The sequence below is a fragment of the Shimia sp. R9_2 genome (assembly GCF_017743735.1).
In the GTDB taxonomy this organism is placed as follows: Bacteria; Pseudomonadota; Alphaproteobacteria; order Rhodobacterales; family Rhodobacteraceae; genus Shimia.
Genome location: NZ_JAGHRO010000001.1, coordinates 823331 through 843066, shown reverse-complemented (window position 1 = coordinate 843066; position 19736 = coordinate 823331). Strand labels below are relative to the sequence as shown.

Sequence of the window (19736 nt, the reverse complement as noted above, 5' to 3'; positions counted from 1 at the left end):
ATCCTTTTATGTGTTTTGGTAAAGCGGATATCCGGCGGCCTGCAAAAGCCCGGCTGTCTCCGCAACGGGCAGCCCCACAATGCCAGTGAATGATCCGGAAATCCACGGAACGAAGGCCCCGGCCGGCCCCTGAATGGCGTAGCCCCCCGCCTTGCCCTCCCAATCGCCGGTGGCGAGATAGGCATTGAGCTCCGCGTTGGACAGCCGTTTCATCTTCACAGCGCTCTCCACCTCGCGGGTCCAGAGCTGGTCGCCTCGGCGCACCGCAACTGCCGTGATCACCCAGTGGCGACGCCCGGACAGCGCCATGAGAAACTCTGCCGCCTCTCCGGCATCTGCAGGTTTGCCCATGATACGGCGCCCCAATGCCACGGTGGTATCGGCACACAGCACGATATCCTCAGGCGCGGCCTGCACAGCCTCCGCCTTCTGCCGCGCAATACGCGCGCAATAGGGGCGGGGCAGCTCATTTTTGAGGGGGGTCTCATCAATATCGGGCGGGCGGATGTCATCCGCCACAACCCCAATCTGTGCCAGCAATTCCCGGCGGCGCGGACTGCCGGAGCCCAAGATCAACTTCATCTCAGACCTCGTTTTGTCTGTCCGCGCAAAGGCTTACTTGAAGCGATAGTTGATCCGACCCTTGGTCAGATCATAAGGTGTCATCTCGACTTGGACTTTGTCGCCAGCCAGAACACGGATGCGGTTCTTGCGCATCTTGCCTGCCGTATGTGCGATGATCTCATGGCCGTTTTCCAGCTCGACCCGAAACGTCGCATTGGGCAGGAGTTCCTTCACGACACCGGGAAATTCGAGCAGTTCTTCCTTGGCCATGGTTTCTCCTTCACATTACACCCGCCTGCTGCGGGCTGCCCCTAAATGATCCCAAATGTGCTGCTTTTCAAGGGCAAACTCCCGCCAATTGCGCAAAAGTGACCCTCCGAATGCCTTATGACGCTGTGGAAACCGACGCACCCCAGCGCTTTTGCAGATAGGCCACGATCTCATCACGCGCCATCCGGTAGGCTGCGAGCTTGGCCTCACGTGCATCGCCGGTGGTCGCACCGCTTGGGTCTGACACCGGCCAGAACTCAAGATCAAGATGATCAAAACGGGTGAGCTTTTCCGCCTCAGCCCGGCTCGCGGGCGTCAGGGCCACCACCATGTCAAAGCTAGAGAGGTCATCGCCAAGCTTCTCCATTTCTGCAAAACTGCGGGTGCGGTGGCGGGCAAGCTCCACGCCGATCTCATCACATACGGCAATCGCAAAGCCGTCGATGTCCAGATCGCTGCGAATCCCGGCGGATTGCACGTAAACATCCATACCGTAGAGCTTTTTCATGATGCCCTCCGCCATCGGAGAGCGCACCGCATTCTGATCACAGCAAAACAGAACCGACTGTGGCAAAGGCTGTTTCTGGTCCGTCTTTGCCACTTGCCTCAGCCTCCGAAATGCAGAACGCAGATCAGGGTGAAAAGCCGTCGCGCGGTGTCCGTGTCCACCTCGGCCTTCCCCTCAAGCCGCTCCTGCAGCACACGTGCGCCTTCGTTGTGAATGCCGCGCCGCGCCATATCAATGGTCTCGATCTGGCTCGGCGGCAGGGTCTTCACCGCGTCAAAATAGCTCTCACAGATCGCCCAGTAATCTTTCACAACCTGACGAAACGGGCTCAGGCTCAGGTGAAACTCCGCCGCCTTGTCCCCACCTTCGGTCGCCACATCAAACACCAGCCGCTTTTCGCGAATGGCCAGATCGACGGAGAACGGCCCGTCAGGCACCACACGGTCTTCCCGCTTGGGCAGCTCAAAGCTGTTGTCCTCCAGCAGGTCAAAAATCGCGACTTTGCGCTCCTGATCAATCTCCGGCGTGGGCGGCGGCAGGTTGCGGTCGTCAATCTGAATGTGGCTGATCCGGGACATGGCTGCCTCTTCTCGGTGTTGCGATGCAGCATGAGTAGCGCAGCCGCGCCCGCCTTGTCTATGCACCGTCTGCCTCAAGCCGATCTCACGTCACGGCGCGACACGCTTGACAGGGCCATGTCCGCCACGCGATGCCGTAGCCAATCGCGCACGACAAAGGATCACCTGATGCCCAACGCCCTGCCCTGCTTTGACCTCTCCGGCCAAAACGCCCTGATCACCGGCAGCACCGATGGGCTTGGCCTTGCCGCCGCCGAACTTCTCGCTGAGGCTGGCGCACATGTGTGGATCAACGGCCGCAACGCCGCGCGCTGCGCAGAGGTCGCTGCCACGCTGAAATCGCGCGGATGGGCGGCCAGCGCCCTGCCCTTTGACGTGTCAGATGAGGCCGCAGCCGAGGCCGCCTTTGCCACATTGCAGACCGCCGGAGGTCTGGCGATCCTCATCAACAATGTCGGCCTGCGAGACCGCCGCAGCCTGCAAGAGTTCACCCAAGCCGATCTGCAACGCCTGTTTGGTGTGGATCTGATCGCCCCCTTCCGGCTGTGCCAGCGCGCAGCAACGCAGATGCAGGCAAAGGGCTACGGCCGCATCGTCAACATTTCCTCGATTGCCGGGCTCATCGCGCAACCGGGCGACGCCGCCTATACCTCAGCCAAGGCAGGCCTCAATGGCATGACCAAAGCTCTGGCCGCCGAACTCGGCCCCTCCGGCATCAACGTCAACGCCGTGGCCCCCGGCTTCTTCAAAACCGCCCCCAACATGGAGGCGGCAAAAGATCCCGCACTTGCAGAAAAGCTCAACAACGCCACCGCGCTCAAACGCTGGGGAGAGCCCGCAGAACTCGCCCCCGCGCTTCTGTTTCTGGCCTCCCCCGGCGCAAGCTATGTGACCGGACAGGTCTGGGCCGTCGACGGCGGTTACACCAGCCATTACTGAAGCGTTCAGCCCCACCAAAACTGGGAGCTGAGGCTTCCTCTTGCCGTAAATATCCCGGGGTGAGCCGCGTCTAGAAAACTGTCCAGTGGACAGTTTTAACGGCGAACGGGCGGAGCCCCGAACAGCCTGATGTGGCAGGGGTAGCGCCCCTACACGTCTACTCTTCGTTCAGCGCATCCAGCCGCGCGCGCACGCTCAGGCCATGAGCCTCAAGGCTCTCTGAAATCGCCAAAGTTTCCGCCGCCGGGCCAATCGCTTTGAGCGCGGCGGGTGTCATCTTTGACAGGGTTGTGCGCTTGATGAAATCCATCACCGACAGACCGGAACTAAAGCGGGCAGAGCGCGCCGTGGGCAACACGTGGTTGGGGCCACCCACATAATCGCCAATCGCCTCAGGGGTATATTGGCCAAGGAAAATGGCCCCCGCGTGGGTGATCTCTTCTGCCAGCGCATCCGGATCAGCCACACAAAGTTCAAGGTGCTCCGGCGCAATCCGGTTGGAAAGCTGCGCCGCAGTCGCCAGATCGGGTACGGTCACAACCGCCCCGAAATCACGCCAGCTTGCTCCCGCAATCTCGCGCCGCTCCAGCGTCTCAAGACGCTTGTCCACCGCCGCAGCCACCGCCGCGCCAAAGGCCTCGTCATCGGTGATCAGGATCGACTGCGCGCTTTCGTCATGCTCGGCTTGGCTCAGCAGATCGAGCGCGATCCAATCCGGGTTGTTGTCCTTATCGGCAATCACCAGAATCTCGCTCGGGCCAGCGATCATGTCGATGCCCACCTTGCCAAACACCCGGCGCTTCGCTGCCGCCACAAAGGCATTGCCCGGCCCGGTGATCTTATCCACCGGCGCAATGGTGTCTGTGCCATAAGCCAGCGCCGCCACAGCCTGCGCCCCGCCGATGCGGTAGATCTCATCCACACCCGCCAGCTTGGCCGCGAGCAGCACCAGCGGATTGGCCACACCGTCCGGCGTTGGCACCACAATCGCCAGACGTTCCACCCCGGCCACCTTGGCGGGGATCGCATTCATCAACACAGAAGACGGATAGCTCGCCAACCCACCGGGCACATAAAGCCCGGCTGCGGAAACCGCCGTCCAACGCCAGCCAAGCGTGGCTCCGCTTTCGTCGGTCCAGCTCGCATCTTCCGGCATCTGACGCGCGTGATAGGCCCGCACCCGCTCTGCCGCCAGCTCAAGTGCTGCGCGATCAGCATCAGTCACCTGCGCGCAGTACTCTTCGATCTCAGCTTCCGAGAAGCGCAGCGTCTCCGGTGTCAGCTCCAACCGGTCAAACTTCGCCGTCAGCTCGATCACCGCTGCGTCGCCCCGATGTCGCACATCTGCGATGATGTCGGCCACCACCGCATCCACATCCGGGCTATCCTCGCGCTTGGCGCTCAGAAGCGCGCCAAAGCGGGTCTCAAAATCTGCATCAGAACTGTTCAGAAACTGCGGCATGAGTGTCTCCTTTGTGCGGTGTCTTAACGGGCAGGACAAAGGGTCTCAAGCGATCAGCGCAGATGCGGCGATCTGCGGCAGAAAACGTTGCGCAACGCACGCGGCCTTAACAGGCCTCATGGCGTCAAAAGTCGGAAAATTGCACCTACGCGATAACGTCGCAATACCGACGCGATACCGACATCACTGTTTTGCGCCGCGTTTTGGCGTCCAGCGCCGTTAACCTTTGGCGAAAAAATGTTAGGCCGCGTCGAGCCGCTTCAGCATCAGCACGTCATCGCGCGCCACGCCGTTCACAATCACAGAGCGTGGCCGCAACCCGATCTGCTCAAATCCCAAAGCCGCATAAAGCGCTCGCGCGCCCGCGTTTGTGGCGTCCACACACAGCTCAAGCTGCAGCAATGCCTTGCCCCGCGCCGCATCAATCGCCGCCTGCATCAGCTGATGCCCAAGCCCCCGACGCCGCGCCGAAGGCTGCACATAAAGCGGACCGATATCTGCCATATGGCGCAGCCGCTGCGGCCCGCCCTGATGCATGCCGACAAAGCCCACAAGCGTCGCGCCCTCAAAGGCACCAATAACGGCGCCCGAAGCCAGCTTCGTAATCAGGCCGCTGTCCAGAGCGCCCAAGGCTTCCTCTGCTGTCAGCAGAAAGGCCGCAGGCTCAGAGGTAAGCCCCTGTATCCAAAGCGCTTTATAGGCCTCCAGATCATCCGCCGTCAGGGTGCGGATCATTCCGGATGGCTCGGCGTGGTTTTGGACACCGCCATATAGGGCCGCGTCACATCCTTCAGCGTGGCCTCCAGCGCTTCCACCTTCAGACGGATCGCGCCATCCCCTGCCAGCGTCAGCGTGACGAATCCTTCCGCATCCTCACCGGCCTCAAAGCCGACAGACAGGAGCGACAGAATCGTATCCGCATCCCCGCGCGCCACACCCTGAGAGGCCACCGACAGCACGTTTTCAAACAACAGCACCGCCTGAACCCGCTCCACCGCGCGCCCGCGCGCCTCAGCAGAGGTTTGATCCTCCCAGCGGAAGCGGTTCAAAAGAATGGCAAATCTGCGCTCCTTGGGCAGCCACTGCATTTCCGTGGCCGGAAAAACCGCATCCTGCGCCAAGGTGGAAAGAACCTGCAGGTCCTCCCCATCAAGCGCCCCAAGGTTCAGCGGGCGATCGCCGCCATCTTCAAACCGCGCGTCCTGTGTCACTACTCACTCACCCTCTCAATATGGGCCCCAACATTGCTGAGCTTTTCCTCAACCCGTTCATAGCCGCGATCCAAATGATAGACGCGGCTGACAACGGTTTCACCCTCTGCCGCCAGCCCCGCAAGAATCAGCGACACGGAGGCGCGCAAATCGGTCGCCATCACTGGCGCCCCCTTGAGCGTTTCCACCCCATGCACCGTCGCGGTGCCGCCATGCACCTCGATGTTTGCGCCCATCCGCACCAGCTCAGGTGCGTGCATGAACCTGTTTTCAAAGATCTTTTCTTCCAAAACAGAGGTGCCTTCAGCGGTACACATCATCGCCATAAACTGCGCCTGCAGGTCAGTCGGGAAGCCCGGGAACGGCTCGGTGGTCACATCCACAGCCTTCACCCGGCCATTTTTGCGCGCCACTTTCAGGCCCTTGTCGGTCTCTTCCACGTCGATACCGGCCTCATGGAGTTTGGCCACAAAGCTCTCCACCAGATCCATACGACCACCAAGCAGCTCAACCTCGCCGCCGCAGAAGGCAGGCGCGAGCATAAAGGTGCCCAATTCGATTCGGTCGGTCACCACAGGGTGAGTCGCGCCATGCAGCCGGTCCACACCCTGCACGGTGATATCACTGGTGCCATCCCCTTCAATCTGAGCGCCCATCGCGCGCAGACAGGTGGCCAGATCCACAATCTCAGGCTCCCGCGCGGCGTTCTTGATCACCGTGGTGCCCTTGGCAAGTGTCGCAGCCATAAGGATATTTTCGGTTGCGCCCACGGAGGCGAAAGACAGCTCAATCACTGCGCCCTTGAGGCCATTCGGTGCCTTGGCGTGCAGATAGCCGTCCTTCAGCTCGATCTCAGCGCCCAGTTTTTCAAGGCCAAAGATGTGCAGATCCATCGGTCGCGCGCCAATCGCACAGCCGCCCGGCAGCGACACAACCGCATGCCCAAGCCGCGCCAGCATCGGCCCCAACACAAGGTTGGAGGCGCGCATTTTGCGCACGATGTCATAGTCCGCCACATGGTTGTTGATGTCATGGCTCGACATCGCCAGCACCTTGCCGTCCTGCAGGCTGGTCACTTCAGCACCCAAAGAGCCCAGCAATTGGCTCATGGTCTTGATATCACTCAGCCGCGGCGCATTGGTCAGCGTCAGCGGCTCTTCGCTCAAAAGCGTCGCAGGCATCAGGGTGAGACAGGCATTCTTGGCCCCGGCAATGGGGATTTGCCCTTTCAGCGGCCCGTTGCCGCGTACGATGATCGAATCCATTTAATCCTGCCTTTTGTTCTCAACTGCCTCAATCTCTTCGGACGCGTCCGTCGGTGTGGCGCGCGCACGCGCCTGCGCCTTACGGCGCCCCATGTTGGCTTTCAATGCAGCCTTCAGACGGTCTTCGCGATCTGAGGCTTTTTTGGCTTTATTTACAGGGGTCGATTTGCGTTCCATGAAGTTTCTTTACATGAGGTGCAAAAAAGGGTCCAGATTGCCCTTGCACCCGTCAGATTTTGCGCCTAAAAGCCGCGCCACGGTAACGCTGCTGTAGCTCAGTGGTAGAGCGCACCCTTGGTAAGGGTGAGGTCGGGAGTTCAATCCTCCCCAGCAGCACCACCGTCATCCCCTTAAACGAACATCACTTTTTATCGTGCAAAAGTGCCCAAGCCTATTTCTCGCCAGGGCAATAAAACATGCACGCTAAAAAGCGTTCCGATGCAGCCTGCATATGCATTGCCCCTCCACTGAGGGAATCAGTGCAATCAGCAACCGCCCCGGCGACAGCGATTCGCCCCCTTCTGCGCGCCACTCCGAACCAATCCCTGAGCGACTCGCCCTTTGAGCAGATTTCAGAAACAATCATCCCTCACCGCTGAAGCGTAGCAAACGGCCCCTCCCCGCCCGCGATCCACACGCCAGATTGGTTCCCTTTCAGAAACACCCACCATGCCAGTTTTCTCGCAGTTTTTGGGCCAACTTGAAAAACGGCCAAAATGTGGCGCAAATATGGGCCTTAGCCCGGCACGCCGCGCCACAATTGCGCCCCAATTGAGAAACAATCAGCCGTAACCCGTTGAAACACATCGCCCATTGGTCCAGCACAATCACGCCCCATTCACGTCGATTTTTCCAAAATTTTATAAGTTTTTATTTCTCTAACGGCACATTTCGCGCATATTTGGCTCACATCCGACTGGGGGATGAGTTCGGCTTGGGGCAGCCACCAAAACTTGTAATACGCATCCGTGTGATGCCGCTTGTGACCGCTTTGCTGCGGCACGGAGCCGATCTTTTGCGGCCTGTGCCCCATAGCTGGTTCAAGCCGGTACCACCCGGAGAGGAAGAGGTACTATGGCTGATCCAAGAGGTCCCGGAATCGTAGACGGCACCGAAACAGACGACAGTGTCGAAGTCGGAACCGTCGATGGACAAGGCGACACCGCAGACAGCTCCGGAAACACCATCAGCACGCAAGATGGCTCTGATACCATCCGTGCGGGTGCAGGTGATGATACGATCTTCGCAGGCAACGGCAGCGACCTGGTCTTTGGCGGGGCCGGCGACGATCGTATCATTGCCGACGAAACAGGCGCTGACAGCGATAGCTCCGAGCCCGCGGGCGACGACATCATCGTGGGCGGCGCGGGCAATGACACCGTATTTGGCGGCGCCGGCAATGACGCGATTTTTGGCGACTACAAACCGGGCACGCCGCCGGTTCAGTCTGTGCGCGAAAGCTTCAACTGGGATGATCTGGGCGCGCTGGCAGACGGCGACGCAATCACAGCCCCACAGTCTCAGGACACCGGCTCCGTTACCGTCACCCTGACCACGTCCGGCACCACCTCCTTTGAAGCGGATGCACAGCTGGTGAATGACCTCAACACCGGCGACGAAGCAGCCAACCCAAACAGCGGCGCGCTGTCCGCAACCGGCAACGGCATCAACGCTACAGCCACGCAAGCGCTGGCGTTTTCTGAAGCGGTTGAAAACGTTCAGTTCCGCATCAACGACATCGACGAAGACTCCGTTGTAAAAGTCCGCGCATGGGATGCGGACGGCAATCCGGTCGAGGTCACCCTCACCGCAAGCGATCTGACCAACCTGCATTTGGCTGACATCGACGGCGACGGCGCCACCGAGGCCTCCATCGCAGACGGTACTGACTCTAGCGACGCAGAAGACGCCGACAATTCCGTCGTGGTCGATATTCCGGGCCCTGTGGCACGGTTGGAAATCATCACCGTTAACCTGGATGACGCGCCTGCCGACGTGACCATCAGCGATGTTTTCTTTGACGCCACCCCAGATGCGAATGATCTGCTGATCGGCGGCGCAGGTGACGATATCATCCTTGGTCAGTTTGGCGATGACACCATTGTCGGCATGGACGGCAACGACACCATGTTTGGCGGCGAAGATCAGGACACCTTTGTTTTGGTCGGCCCCGGTGATATGATCGACGGCAATGAAAGCGGCGTTGATTTTGACACGATCAACCTCTTCTGCGCGGCAGAAGACGCCAATCCGGGCGGCACGCTGCGTATCGAATTTGATCCCGACAACGCCGAGAACGGCACCATTTTCTTTCTTGATGCCAATGGTGTGGAAACAGGCTCCGCCATTTTCCGCAACATCGAAAACATCACTGATACGCCAGTGGTGGTCTGCTTCACCCCCGGCACCCGCGTGCTGACCCCCATGGGCGAAGTGCCAGTCGAAAACCTGCAGGCAGGTGACAAAGTTGTCACCCGCGACAACGGCCTTCAGGAGATCCGCTGGACCGGGCGCAAACATGTCTCGGGCCGCGAGCTGATGAAAACGCCAAACCTGCGTCCGATTCTGATCAAGAAAGGCACCCTTGGCCCCAACCAGCCGGAGCGGGACATGATGGTGTCTCCGAACCACCGGATGCTGCTGGTGTCAGAACGCGCCGAACTGCTGTTTGAGGAACGCGAGGTGCTCGTGGCCGCCAAACACCTGACCCATCTGGAAGGTGTGGAGCAGGTCGACACCGTGGGTGTCGAATACATTCACTTCATGTGTGACCACCACGAGGTGGTGCTCGCAGATGGCGCATGGAGCGAAAGCTTCCAGCCCGGCGAATACTCGCTGGATGGCATCGGCCGCGAACAGCGCGACGAAATCTACGCCCTCTTCCCCGAGCTGCAAAAGCTCGAAGGCCTGAAGCGCTACACCGCCGCGCGCCTGTCGCTGAAACGGGACGAAGCCAAGCTGCTCGGCTGACACCCCATACGCCACGCGCCACAATCGCGCACATCAAATATCGCTATGGGATGGGCTGGCCTTCGGGCCAGCCTGTCTCGTTTTTGCGCAGGCCTCTGGACAGCGCGCAGGCTTGCCTGTTCAATCCGCCGCAACTGCCCTCAAACCTTACGGAGCCGCGATGCCTGCGCCCAAAAACACCTTCAAAGCCGCCCTTGCCGCCAAACAGCCCCAGATCGGTTGCTGGATGAGCTTTGGCTCTCCCCTCGCCGCAGAGCTGATGTCCACCACCGGCTTTGACTGGCTGGTGATTGATGGCGAACATGCCCCCAATGACCTGCTCTCAATCACCGATCAGCTGCGCGCCATGAACGGCAACGCCAGCCATCCGGTGGTGCGTGTGCCGATCTATGAGGATTGGATCCTGAAACAGGTGCTGGATGCGGGCGCGCAAACCGTGCTGGTGCCGATGATCGACACCGCAGAAGAGGCCGCCGCCGTCGTGCGCGCCTGCCGCTATGCCCCCGCAGGCGTGCGGGGCATGGGCGGAGCTGACTCCCGCGTGACCGGCTTTGGCGCCATTTACGACTACGTCAGCAATGCCAACGAGGAAATCTGCGTGCTGGTGCAGGCCGAGAGCCGCGCGGCGCTGGCCAATCTGGATGAGATTCTCGCGGTGGATGGCGTCGATGGTGTGTTCATCGGCCCCGCCGACCTCTCTGCCGACATGGGTTTCCCCGGCAACTCCGATGAACCAACGGTACAGGCGGCCATCGCAGAGGCCATTCAAACCATCACCAAAGCAGGCAAAGCCGCGGGCATCCTGACCTTTTCCCAAGAGGCCGCGAAACACTATCTCGATCTTGGCGCGACCTTCGTGGCGGTGGGAATGGACACGCTCCTGCTCGCAAAAACCGCCCGCGCACTCTCAGCAGAGGTTAAGGCCCTGACCTGAGGCGATTCCGCCGCCCGCTCAAGCATCCGGGCAATCGGCCGCACCTGCTCCGAAAACACATCACATGCGGGTCTCAGCGCGCATGTGGACCCAACGTCAATGCACACAGATGGCACGCTCTTTGCCCAAAGATCGGCTCCAAACGCGCGAAAACCGTATAAAAATTAGGCATTTTCTGCCTGCTTTCCCCTGCAACTCTTTCGTCATTTCATTGAAAATCTTCTGGCAACGCCCTTAAAAACCAAGGATATGGAGAGAGACGCGCCCTCTGGCATCAGCCAAGCGCGGCCCAAAGCCCAAGGCGCGCGGAACTTTCTGTTGCAGAGGCGGGGGGCCGGTTTCTAGGGTGTGTACGCAACAAAAAAGCGGCCTGTCCGCACCCAATAGGCAAAGACTTACTCAGGGGATCACATATGAGCGCACCGCTCCTTTCCATCAAAGGTCTGACCAAGGCCTACCCCGGCGTGGTGGCCAATGACGACGTCTCCTTTGACATCGGACACAACGAAGTACACGCCCTGCTCGGCGAAAACGGCGCGGGCAAATCCACGCTGGTGAAAATGATCTACGGTCTGGTGAAGCCCGACAGCGGCGCCATGACATGGAACGGCCAGCCCTTCGCCCCGTCTGAGCCCAAAGCCGCCCGCGCCTCAGGCGTGGCGATGGTGTTTCAGCACTTCTCCCTGTTTGACGCGCTGAACGTGGCAGAGAACGTCGCCCTTGGCATGGAAAACCCGCCGTCGATGCGCGATCTTGCGCGCCGCATCCGCCGTGTGTCGGAAACCTACGGCCTGCCGCTCGACCCCAACCGCACCGTGGGCGACCTGTCTGCAGGGGAACGTCAGCGCGTGGAGATCATCCGCTGCCTGCTGCAGGACCCAAAACTGCTGATCATGGACGAACCCACCTCGGTTCTTACCCCGCAAGAAGTCGAAATCCTCTTCCAGACCCTCAACAAGCTAAAGGCCGAGGGCACCTCGATTCTTTATATCTCCCACAAGCTCGAAGAGATCCGCACGCTTTGTGACCACGCCACCATTCTGCGCCTTGGCAAAAACGTGGGCGAATGTGTGCCTGCCGAGACCTCCGCCCGCGACATGGCAGAAATGATGGTGGGCGACACGCTGCAAACGCCGACCCGCACCACCGACAAGGCAGGCGATGTGATGCTGGATGTATCTGGCCTCTCCATTGAGCCAAGCAATCCGTTTGGCACCACGCTCAAAAACATCCACTTCACCGTGCGCGCAGGCGAAATCCTCGGCATCGGCGGCGTGGCTGGTAACGGGCAGGACGAACTGCTGGCCGCCCTCTCAGGCGAAGCGCTGACATGGCCGGATGCAATCAAGGTGAACGGCGAGGAGATTGCCAGCCTTGGCCCCAATGCCCGCCGCGAGCGCGGCATTCTGGCAGCCCCCGAAGAGCGTCTGGGCCACGCCGCCGCACCGGATCTGAGCCTGACAGAAAACGCACTGCTGACCGGTGCAATCCGCGAAGGGCTGACCAACAAAGGCTTTGTGAACTGGTCCAGCGCCAGTGACTTTGCCAATCGCATCATCAAATCTTTCGACGTGCGCACACCGGGCAACCACGTGGCCGCCCGCGCACTCTCTGGCGGCAACCTGCAGAAATTCGTGATTGGCCGCGAAGTGCTGCAACGGCCCAAAGTGCTGGTGGTGAACCAACCCACATGGGGCGTGGATGCCGCCGCCGCCGCGGCCATCCGCCAATCCCTGCTCGATCTCGCCGCCGAAGGGGCGGCCATCGTTGTGATCTCACAAGACCTCGACGAACTGATGGAAATCTCTGACCGCTTCGGCGCACTGAACGAAGGCCGCCTGTCTGACATCCGCTCTGCCGCAGGGCTGACGATTGACGAAATTGGCCTGATGATGGGCGGTGCCCACGGCATGGAAGTCGCCCACGTGGGCGAGAACGACCAAGAAGGAGCAAGCGCATGATCGCGCTTCAAAAACGTCCCACCCCGTCCCGCGCCCTGTCGCTGGCCACGCCGCTGATCGCGGTCATCATCACCATGATCATGGGCGGCATCCTCTTTGCCGTGCTTGGCAAAAACCCTGTGGAAGCCATCCGCACGATCTTCTGGGATCCGGTCTTTGGCGAGTTTGCCTTCTACTACCGCCCGCAGCTTCTGGTGAAAGCCGCGCCGCTGGTTTTGATCGCCATCGGCCTGTCGCTGGGCTTTAAGGCCGGCATCTGGAACATCGGGGCCGAAGGCCAATACATCATGGGCGCCATCTGTGGCGCCGCCGTGGGGCTTGCGGTCTATCCGACCGAAAGCCGGCTGATCTTCCCGGTGATGATCCTCGCAGGCGCGCTGGGGGGCTGGGCCTGGGGCATGATCCCCGCCCTGCTGAAAGTCCGCTTTGGCACCAATGAAATCCTTGTGTCATTGATGCTTGTCTATGTGGCAGAGCAATTCCTCGCTTCCATGTCGCTGGGCCTTTTGCGCAATCCCGAAGGCCACGGCTTTCCCGGCTCGCGCAACTTTGGCGACTACCCGGCGGCCAACAGCTGGATCAATGAGGCCGCAGGGCTGCACTGGGGCATGGCATTTGCCTTTATTGCGGTGATCTTTGCCTATGTGCTTCTGAACCGTCACATCCTCGGCTTTAACATCCGCCTCACCGGCGAGGCCCCACGCGCAGCCCGCTTTGCCGGCGTGAACCCCACCCGCCTGATCCTCTTCTGCCTCGGCACCTCCGGCGCGCTGGCGGGTATGGCGGGTCTGTTTGAGGTCACCGGGCCCTCCGGTCAGGTCAACATCGACTTCGCCTCAGGCTATGGCTTCACCGCGATCATCGTGGCCTTCCTCGGCCGCCTGCACCCGGTCGGCATCCTGCTCGCAGCCCTGCTGATGGCCCTCACATACGTGGGCGGCGATCTGGCACAGGGCAATCTGGGCCTGCCCTCTGCGGCCATTCAGGTCTTCCAAGGGATGCTCCTGTTCTTCCTCCTGGCACTCGACCTGCTCACCAACTACCGCGTGGTTCTGAAAACGAAGGGCGTCGCATAATGGATCTCTCAGCCATCAACCCCGTCCTTCTGATCGCCTCCCTCATGGTGGCGGCGACCCCGCTGCTGCTGGCGGCGATTGGCGAACTTGTTGTCGAGAAAGCCGGCGTGCTGAACCTCGGCGTCGAAGGCATGATGATCGTGGGCGCGATCTGCGGCTTTGCCATCGCGGTGGAGACCACCTCCCCCATGCTGGGCCTGCTGGCCGCCATGGTCGGCGGCGCGGTTCTGTCGCTGCTCTTTGCCTTCCTCACACAGTTTGCACTGGCCAATCAGGTGGCATCAGGCCTCGCGCTCACACTCTTTGGCTTGGGCCTCTCGGCCCTCATGGGCCAGTCCTATGTGGGCATCAAGCCGCCCGCTCTGGCGAAACTTGATATTCCGGTGATCTCTGACATTCCGGTCATCGGCCCGATCTTCTTTTCCCATGATCCGGTGCTTTATGTGGGTCTTGCCCTCACTGCCGTTGTTTGGTGGTTTCTCAAGAAGTCACGCGGCGGGCTGATCCTGCGCGCGGTGGGCGAAAGCCATGATGCCGCCCATGCGCTCGGCTATAACGTCATCCGAGTGCGCATTCTGGCGATCATGTTTGGCGGTGCCTGCGCAGGCCTTGGCGGTGCCTATATTTCGCTCATTCGCGTGCCGCAGTGGACCGAGGGCATGACCGCAGGTGTCGGCTGGATCGCCCTCGCCCTTGTGGTGTTCGCCAGCTGGAAACCCTGGCGCGTTCTTCTCGGTGCCTATCTTTTTGGCGGCATCAATGTTTTACAGCTCAATTTGCAGGCGGCAGGCATTGCCATTCCAGTCGAATACTTGGCAATGTCTCCCTATCTGATAACCATCCTCGTTCTGGTTATCATGTCGGCTGACAAGAGCGGCGCACCCGCCTCGCTTGGCCGTACCTTCCACGCCTCCCAGTGAGGCATATGATAAAAAACTGCTACCAACAGGGGGATCTCCCAAAATGAAATTCACCAAACTTCTGACAAGCGCAGCTGTCGCGCTCGGTCTGGCGACCACCGCCATGGCCGACACCACCAAAGTGGGCTTTGTCTACGTTGGCCCAGTGGGCGACGGCGGCTGGACCTACGAGCACAACAAAGGCCGTCTCGCGGTTGAAGAGAAGTTCGGCGACAAAGTGGAAACCACCTTTGTTGAGAACGTGCCCGAAGGTGCCGACGCCGAGCGTGTGATCACCCAGATGGCGCTGCAGGGCGCAGACCTGATCTTCACCACCTCTTTTGGCTACATGGACCCAACCATCAACGTCGCCAAGAAATTCCCGAAGGTGAAGTTTGAGCACGCCACTGGCTACAAACAGGCCGACAACGTGTCCGTTTACTCCGCACGCTTCTATGAAGGCCGCGCGGTACAGGGCCACATCGCAGGCAAGATGACCAAGACCAACAAGATTGGTTACATCGCCTCTTTCCCAATCCCGGAAGTGATCCGCGGCATCAACTCCGCCTACATCCACGCCAAGAAAGTAAACCCGGACGTCGAGTTCTCCATCATCTGGGCCTACACATGGTTTGACCCAGCCAAAGAAGCCGACGCAGCCAAAGCGCTGATCGAGCAAGGCGCAGACGTGATCCTGCAGCACACCGACTCCACCGCACCTCAGGCAGCGGCACAGGCGGCTGGCAACGTGATCACCTTTGGTCAGGCTTCTGACATGGGCGAATACGCACCATTCCCACGTGTGTCCTCCATCATCGATGACTGGGCACCTTACTACATCGCGCGTACCCAGGCTGTCATGGACGGCACCTGGGAGTCTGTCTCCACATGGGACGGCATCGGCGCGGGCATGGTTGGCATCGGTGAAATCTCCGACGCGGTTCCAGCAGACGTGAAAGCCGAAGCACTGGCACTGGTTGATGCACTGGCAGACGGCTCCTACCACGCCTTTACCGGCCCGCTGAACAAGCAGGACGGCACCCCATGGCTGGCAGAAGGCGAAACCGCCGCTGACTACGGCGACGACGGCCTGGCAGGCATGAACTTCTACGTTGAAGGCCTGACCGCCGAGATCCCGAACTAAGCCACGCTCGGTTTTGAAACACAGAAGGCCCGCCACATTGGCGGGCCTTTTTGCATCAGCAGCCCGCGCAAAGGGCCGCAGGCCCGCCGGGCATCGCCCGACCTCCCCCACGGGAGGGCGATTTTGCACCACCGGACTGCCTAAGCACTGTTGTGTTTTATGGAACCTCTCTTGCCGAGAATTGAGGTGAGGTCGCCCACCCGAGGTCGGGCGGCACCCGGCTCTGGCCAACAAAAAACCGGGCGCTCTCACGCCCGGCTCTAACCTCATAGACCTTAGATCACTCAGCGATCGTGCGGTCGTAGTCCAGCCGCTCCGCCGCCTGTAGCGTCAGGATCTGGAACAGGCGGGATGCCTCATCATCGGAACCCACCGGCGTTCCGCCGTCACCGCCACCGGAGCCAAACACATAGGTCGGCACATTCCGCTTGGCAAAGGCGTCCGCCCAGAGCTTCTGGATTTCCACCTCGGCATCGAGCTTCTGCGCCAGCGCGTTGTCGGCCTCCAGGATTTTGCTCTTGGCATAGGCCTCCGCATCCGCAGCAACCTGCACCGCCTCTGCATCAATCCGCGCCTTATCAAGCAGGATCTCAGACTGCTCCTTGGCAATCCGCGCCGCTTCACGCTCCCGCTCCGCAGCCGTGATCGCCAGCTGCTTTTCGGTCTCCGCATCAGTGGTCCGCTCAATCTGGATCACCTTGGCCGCCGCCTGACGTTCCGCCACTTCACGTTCACCACGCGCCACGGCCAGAAGCTTTTGCTCTTCTTCCTGAATGCGCTGCTCACGCGCAATCGCGCGATCCGCTGCTGCCTGCTGGCGTAACGCCATCCGGTCCTTAAACTTCTGGTTCGGGTTCACATCGGTCACACGCGCCGAAGTCACAGAAATCCCAAACTGGGTGAAAGATTGCTGCTTGCGACGTGGCTGACCGGTTTCATCCAGCAGCTTCTGCACCACAAAAACGGTCTTGGTGTCATCGCCAAACTCTTCCTGATCTTCCCCAAGCGCCGCATTCGCCGATCCAGCCCGGTTCTGACCCGAAGACACCTGTGTCTCAATCCGGCGCACAAGATAAATCCCGTCTTCCATCTGGCGCTGGAACTCGTTGTTAAATTCCGTCTTGCCGCCTTGGAAGTAATCTTCTGCAGACATCAACGCAGCGGTCGCGCCCAGCGTCTCTTCAAAGGCCGGCACCAGTTCCGTGCGCAGCAGGTTTTCCGGCGTGCGGTACTGACGCGCCAGTCGCAGGAACGCCTCCTCATCAGAGGGCAGTTCAAACCGCGAGGTCGCAGACACAAAGGCGTCCACCTGATCCAGGAACACCAGCGACTTTGGCGCAAGGTTCGCGCTCATCTGCGCGCTCTCTGCCTCAGCCACCACTTCGCCCCGTCCGGTCGAAGAGGCCTGCACCGACATCGCGTTTTTCCACGCATTGTAGCGGCCAAAGAGATACAGATTGTAACCCGTGTCAGACACCATCTTCTCTTCGCCCAGAATGGTGCGCACGTGGTATTTGAAACCCGGCTCCGCGTAAAAGAACATGCCGCTAAACAGGCTGCCCACCAGCATCAGCAAACCGGTCGCTTTCACAAACCATCCGGCGATGTTCACCGTGCCATCCACATTGGGTTTGTCCGGGAACTCAATAGAACGCCGCAGCACATAACCCGCAGCAATGACAAAGATCGAAATTATTGGCAAAAATAGCAAATTCGGCTCTCCCTGTTGTTGTTTCACCTGTCTGCCATATAGGCATTCCGGCACCTGCATGCCGTGAAACAGGCGGCTCAACCGCTAAATCCATGATGTCTTAGAAAGCGTGTCGCCTCTCCTTTAGGTAGTATTTATTGCCCCTCAGACGCGCATGTTGCACAAAAGCCACTTTTTGAAATCTGTCCCGCGACGGCCCGCATTTAGCAGCCTGAAACAGCGCTTTTAAGGCGATTGCTTCCACCATTTGACAGCCCTTGGAGGACACAGGCACAATCGCCCTGTAATCCGAAAGGAATTTGGTATGCGTCATCTGTTTCTCCCGGTCACCAGGGCCATTGCTTTGTCCTGCAGCGCCCTCTTCAACGGCCCCGCTTTTGCCCAAGACATCGCCGACACGATCTATTCCGGCGGCACCATCCTGACGATGGATGACAGCGCGCCACGAGCGGAGGCGCTGGCCACCAAAGATGGCCGCATCCTCGCTGTCGGCGCGCTCGCGGATCTTCTGGCCCATCAGGGCGAGAGCACCCGCGCCTATGATCTGGACGGGCACACCATGCTGCCGGGCTTTGTAGACAGCCACGGCCATGTGGTGATGGGCGGCCTTCAGGCGCTTTCGGCCAACCTGCTGGCCCCACCTGACGGGGACGTGACGGATATCCCCAGCCTGCAAGAGGCCCTGCGCGGCTGGATGGCGGACAATCAGGAGGCCATTGCCGCCTCCAACCTGATAGTCGGTTTTGGCTATGACCAGTCCCAGCTCGCAGAACAGCGCCACCCCACCAAGGCAGATCTGGATGCGGTGTCCACCGATGTGCCGATCATCCTTGTGCATCAATCCGGCCATTTCGGCGCGGTGAACACGGCCGCGCTTGTCGCCAATGGCATCACCAAACGCACCCCGGTGCCGCCCGGCGGCATCATCCGCTACGGCGCGGATGGCGAGCCGGATGGCGTGCTGGAAGAGAACGCCTTCTTCATGGTGCTCGGCCAGATGCTTGGCGGGATCGGAGATGAGGGCTTCAAAGCCTTCGCCCGCGCGGGTGCCAAACTCTGGGCAAGCTTTGGCTACACCACCGCGCAGGAAGGCCGCGCCACACCGCAGGTCGCCGCCATCGCCCACGAAGTTGCCGCCGAGGGCGGCATGGGCGTGGATGTGGTGGTCTATCCCGACGTTCTGGTGGATCGGGATTTCATCCTCGCCAATCAATCCGCCACCTACGACAACGGCGTGCGCATCGGCGGCGCCAAACTCACCATCGACGGCTCCCCGCAAGGCTTCACCGCGCTGCGCGACCGGCCTTACTTTGATCCGGTTGGCAATTATCCTCCGGGCTATGCGGGCTATGCTTCCGCCACCGCCGAGCAGGTGCAGGACGCCATCAATTGGGCCTTTGGCAACGACATTCAGATCCTCACCCACGCCAATGGCGAAGGGGCTTCTGACATGCTGATCGCCGCCATCGACGCCGCCGAGGCAACCCACGGTCGGGCGGATCGCCGCCCGGTTCTGATCCACGGCCAGTTCCTGCGCCCCGATCAGGTGGCCGCGCTGGACCGGCTTGATGTCTTCCCGTCGCTCTTCCCGATGCACACGTTTTATTGGGGAGATTGGCACAGGGATCGCACAGTGGGGCCAATCAACGCCGACAACATCTCCCCCACGGGCTGGGTGCGCGAGCGCGGCATGATGTTTGGCACCCACCACGATGCTCCGGTGGCCTTTCCTGACAGCATGCGCGTCCTCTCCGCCACCGTGACCCGGCGCACGCGCTCTGGTGACATCCTTGGCCCGCACCAGCGCGTCGACGTGATGACCGCGCTCAAAGCCATGACCCTCTGGCCCGCTTATCAGCACTTTGAAGAGGCCGAGAAAGGCTCCCTCGAAGTCGGCAAAATCGCCGATTTTGTGATCCTCTCCGACGACCCAACTGCGGTTGATCCCGAGGCGCTCGACACCCTCAAAGTGGTCGCCACCATCAAGGATGACGGCGAAATTTACCGGGCCAAAGACGGCCCGCGAAAGACTTTGCTCGTGCCGCCGGTGGGCCACCATGTGCTCGATGTCGCCCACGCTGCCGCGCGCAAAAACTGAGCGCCAAAGGGCAGAGCGGCAAAAACACCGCTCTGTTCAAACACAAAAAATCAAAATTTTTCACAATTATTATCAATACCTTAATTCACGTTTCTGCGCATGAGTTGAGTTTTTTCTGATCCACGCCGCCGTTGCCGTCCGTAGCT

General features: G+C 60.4%; 18 protein-coding genes and 1 tRNA gene. 9 read left to right on the top strand and 10 right to left on the bottom strand.

What is annotated here, in order from left to right; all coding sequences use genetic code 11:
- Window positions 1–6: 6 nt before the first annotated feature.
- The 4 genes from J7400_RS03950 to J7400_RS03935 form a co-directional block, all read right to left on the bottom strand.
- Window positions 7–582: a Maf family protein gene (locus tag J7400_RS03950; RefSeq protein ID WP_209059703.1), complete on the bottom strand. Its 576-nt coding sequence runs from the start codon at window positions 580–582 to the stop codon at window positions 7–9.
- 33 nt (window positions 583–615) lie between these two features.
- Window positions 616–834 (bottom strand): translation initiation factor IF-1, encoded by a 219-nt coding sequence (infA, locus tag J7400_RS03945; RefSeq protein WP_007205486.1) that lies wholly within the window; start codon window positions 832–834, stop codon window positions 616–618.
- A gap of 115 nt (window positions 835–949) precedes the next feature.
- A complete protein-coding gene (locus tag J7400_RS03940) occupies window positions 950–1435 on the bottom strand; it encodes a low molecular weight phosphatase family protein (protein ID WP_209059700.1) in 486 nt (161 codons plus the stop codon).
- 5 nt (window positions 1436–1440) lie between these two features.
- Complete coding sequence (locus J7400_RS03935) at window positions 1441–1920, bottom strand: UPF0262 family protein (RefSeq protein WP_209059698.1); 480 nt, start codon at window positions 1918–1920, stop codon at window positions 1441–1443.
- 168 nt (window positions 1921–2088) lie between these two features.
- Here J7400_RS03935 and J7400_RS03930 point away from each other — a divergent pair, with 168 nt between their 5' ends.
- Window positions 2089–2859, top strand: coding sequence for an SDR family oxidoreductase (locus J7400_RS03930; protein WP_209059696.1), 771 nt, complete (start codon window positions 2089–2091; stop codon window positions 2857–2859).
- Window positions 2860–3016: 157 nt separating this feature from the next.
- On the opposite strand, the gene hisD is transcribed toward J7400_RS03930, so the two are convergent.
- From hisD to J7400_RS03905, 5 genes are all read right to left on the bottom strand, one after another.
- Entirely contained in the window at window positions 3017–4321 is a 1305-nt protein-coding gene (hisD, locus tag J7400_RS03925; protein WP_209059694.1) for a histidinol dehydrogenase, read from the bottom strand.
- Window positions 4322–4561: 240 nt separating this feature from the next.
- Window positions 4562–5056 (bottom strand): GNAT family N-acetyltransferase, encoded by a 495-nt coding sequence (locus tag J7400_RS03920; protein ID WP_209059692.1) that lies wholly within the window; start codon window positions 5054–5056, stop codon window positions 4562–4564.
- Window positions 5053–5532, bottom strand: coding sequence for a DUF2948 family protein (locus J7400_RS03915; RefSeq protein ID WP_209059690.1), 480 nt, complete (start codon window positions 5530–5532; stop codon window positions 5053–5055). Before J7400_RS03915 ends, J7400_RS03920 begins: the two co-directional genes overlap by 4 nt.
- Complete coding sequence (murA, locus tag J7400_RS03910; protein WP_209059688.1) at window positions 5532–6797, bottom strand: UDP-N-acetylglucosamine 1-carboxyvinyltransferase; 1266 nt, start codon at window positions 6795–6797, stop codon at window positions 5532–5534. The genes J7400_RS03915 and murA overlap by 1 nt, the downstream gene beginning before the upstream one ends.
- Window positions 6798–6974 (bottom strand): hypothetical protein, encoded by a 177-nt coding sequence (locus J7400_RS03905; protein WP_209059684.1) that lies wholly within the window; start codon window positions 6972–6974, stop codon window positions 6798–6800.
- A gap of 87 nt (window positions 6975–7061) precedes the next feature.
- On the opposite strand from J7400_RS03905, the gene J7400_RS03900 reads away from it, so the two are divergent.
- The 7 genes from J7400_RS03900 (at window position 7062) to J7400_RS03870 (ending at window position 15781) form a co-directional block, all read left to right on the top strand.
- Window positions 7062–7136: transfer RNA gene (locus J7400_RS03900), tRNA-Thr, on the top strand.
- A gap of 735 nt (window positions 7137–7871) precedes the next feature.
- The gene (locus tag J7400_RS03895; protein ID WP_209059681.1) at window positions 7872–9767 is read left to right on the top strand and encodes a Hint domain-containing protein; all 1896 of its coding nucleotides are present in this window, start codon (window positions 7872–7874) and stop codon (window positions 9765–9767) included.
- A gap of 160 nt (window positions 9768–9927) precedes the next feature.
- Window positions 9928–10701, top strand: coding sequence for an HpcH/HpaI aldolase/citrate lyase family protein (locus J7400_RS03890; protein ID WP_209059678.1), 774 nt, complete (start codon window positions 9928–9930; stop codon window positions 10699–10701).
- 413 nt (window positions 10702–11114) lie between these two features.
- Complete coding sequence (locus J7400_RS03885) at window positions 11115–12662, top strand: ABC transporter ATP-binding protein (protein WP_209059674.1); 1548 nt, start codon at window positions 11115–11117, stop codon at window positions 12660–12662.
- Complete coding sequence (locus J7400_RS03880; RefSeq protein ID WP_209059668.1) at window positions 12659–13738, top strand: ABC transporter permease; 1080 nt, start codon at window positions 12659–12661, stop codon at window positions 13736–13738. Before J7400_RS03885 ends, J7400_RS03880 begins: the two co-directional genes overlap by 4 nt.
- Complete coding sequence (locus J7400_RS03875; RefSeq protein WP_209059665.1) at window positions 13738–14658, top strand: ABC transporter permease; 921 nt, start codon at window positions 13738–13740, stop codon at window positions 14656–14658. The genes J7400_RS03880 and J7400_RS03875 overlap by 1 nt, the downstream gene beginning before the upstream one ends.
- A 43-nt stretch (window positions 14659–14701) precedes the next feature.
- Window positions 14702–15781, top strand: a complete 1080-nt coding sequence (locus tag J7400_RS03870) for a BMP family ABC transporter substrate-binding protein (protein WP_209059661.1) — start codon at window positions 14702–14704, stop codon at window positions 15779–15781.
- 280 nt (window positions 15782–16061) lie between these two features.
- On the opposite strand, the gene J7400_RS03865 is transcribed toward J7400_RS03870, so the two are convergent.
- The gene (locus tag J7400_RS03865) at window positions 16062–17492 is read right to left on the bottom strand and encodes an SPFH domain-containing protein (RefSeq protein ID WP_209059659.1); all 1431 of its coding nucleotides are present in this window, start codon (window positions 17490–17492) and stop codon (window positions 16062–16064) included.
- 304 nt (window positions 17493–17796) lie between these two features.
- Between J7400_RS03865 and J7400_RS03860 the strand changes: the two genes are divergently transcribed.
- The gene (locus J7400_RS03860; protein WP_209059655.1) at window positions 17797–19590 is read left to right on the top strand and encodes an amidohydrolase; all 1794 of its coding nucleotides are present in this window, start codon (window positions 17797–17799) and stop codon (window positions 19588–19590) included.
- Window positions 19591–19736 lie beyond the last annotated feature (146 nt).

Bases quoted from the DNA above. Each gene is read 5' to 3' on its own strand.
- murA (WP_209059688.1), bottom strand. From the start codon at position 6,797: ATGGATTCGATCATCGTACGCGGCAACGGGCCGCTGAAAGGGCAAATC.
- J7400_RS03920 (WP_209059692.1), bottom strand. From the start codon at position 5,056: ATGATCCGCACCCTGACGGCGGATGATCTGGAGGCCTATAAAGCGCTT.
- J7400_RS03880 (WP_209059668.1), top strand. From the start codon at position 12,659: ATGATCGCGCTTCAAAAACGTCCCACCCCGTCCCGCGCCCTGTCGCTG.
- J7400_RS03895 (WP_209059681.1), top strand. From the start codon at position 7,872: ATGGCTGATCCAAGAGGTCCCGGAATCGTAGACGGCACCGAAACAGAC.
- J7400_RS03950 (WP_209059703.1), bottom strand. From the start codon at position 582: ATGAAGTTGATCTTGGGCTCCGGCAGTCCGCGCCGCCGGGAATTGCTG.
- J7400_RS03875 (WP_209059665.1), top strand. From the start codon at position 13,738: ATGGATCTCTCAGCCATCAACCCCGTCCTTCTGATCGCCTCCCTCATG.
- J7400_RS03860 (WP_209059655.1), top strand. From the start codon at position 17,797: ATGCGTCATCTGTTTCTCCCGGTCACCAGGGCCATTGCTTTGTCCTGC.
- J7400_RS03930 (WP_209059696.1), top strand. From the start codon at position 2,089: ATGCCCAACGCCCTGCCCTGCTTTGACCTCTCCGGCCAAAACGCCCTG.
- J7400_RS03870 (WP_209059661.1), top strand. From the start codon at position 14,702: ATGAAATTCACCAAACTTCTGACAAGCGCAGCTGTCGCGCTCGGTCTG.
- infA (WP_007205486.1), bottom strand. From the start codon at position 834: ATGGCCAAGGAAGAACTGCTCGAATTTCCCGGTGTCGTGAAGGAACTC.
- J7400_RS03935 (WP_209059698.1), bottom strand. From the start codon at position 1,920: ATGTCCCGGATCAGCCACATTCAGATTGACGACCGCAACCTGCCGCCG.
- hisD (WP_209059694.1), bottom strand. From the start codon at position 4,321: ATGCCGCAGTTTCTGAACAGTTCTGATGCAGATTTTGAGACCCGCTTT.
- J7400_RS03890 (WP_209059678.1), top strand. From the start codon at position 9,928: ATGCCTGCGCCCAAAAACACCTTCAAAGCCGCCCTTGCCGCCAAACAG.
- J7400_RS03885 (WP_209059674.1), top strand. From the start codon at position 11,115: ATGAGCGCACCGCTCCTTTCCATCAAAGGTCTGACCAAGGCCTACCCC.
- J7400_RS03905 (WP_209059684.1), bottom strand. From the start codon at position 6,974: ATGGAACGCAAATCGACCCCTGTAAATAAAGCCAAAAAAGCCTCAGAT.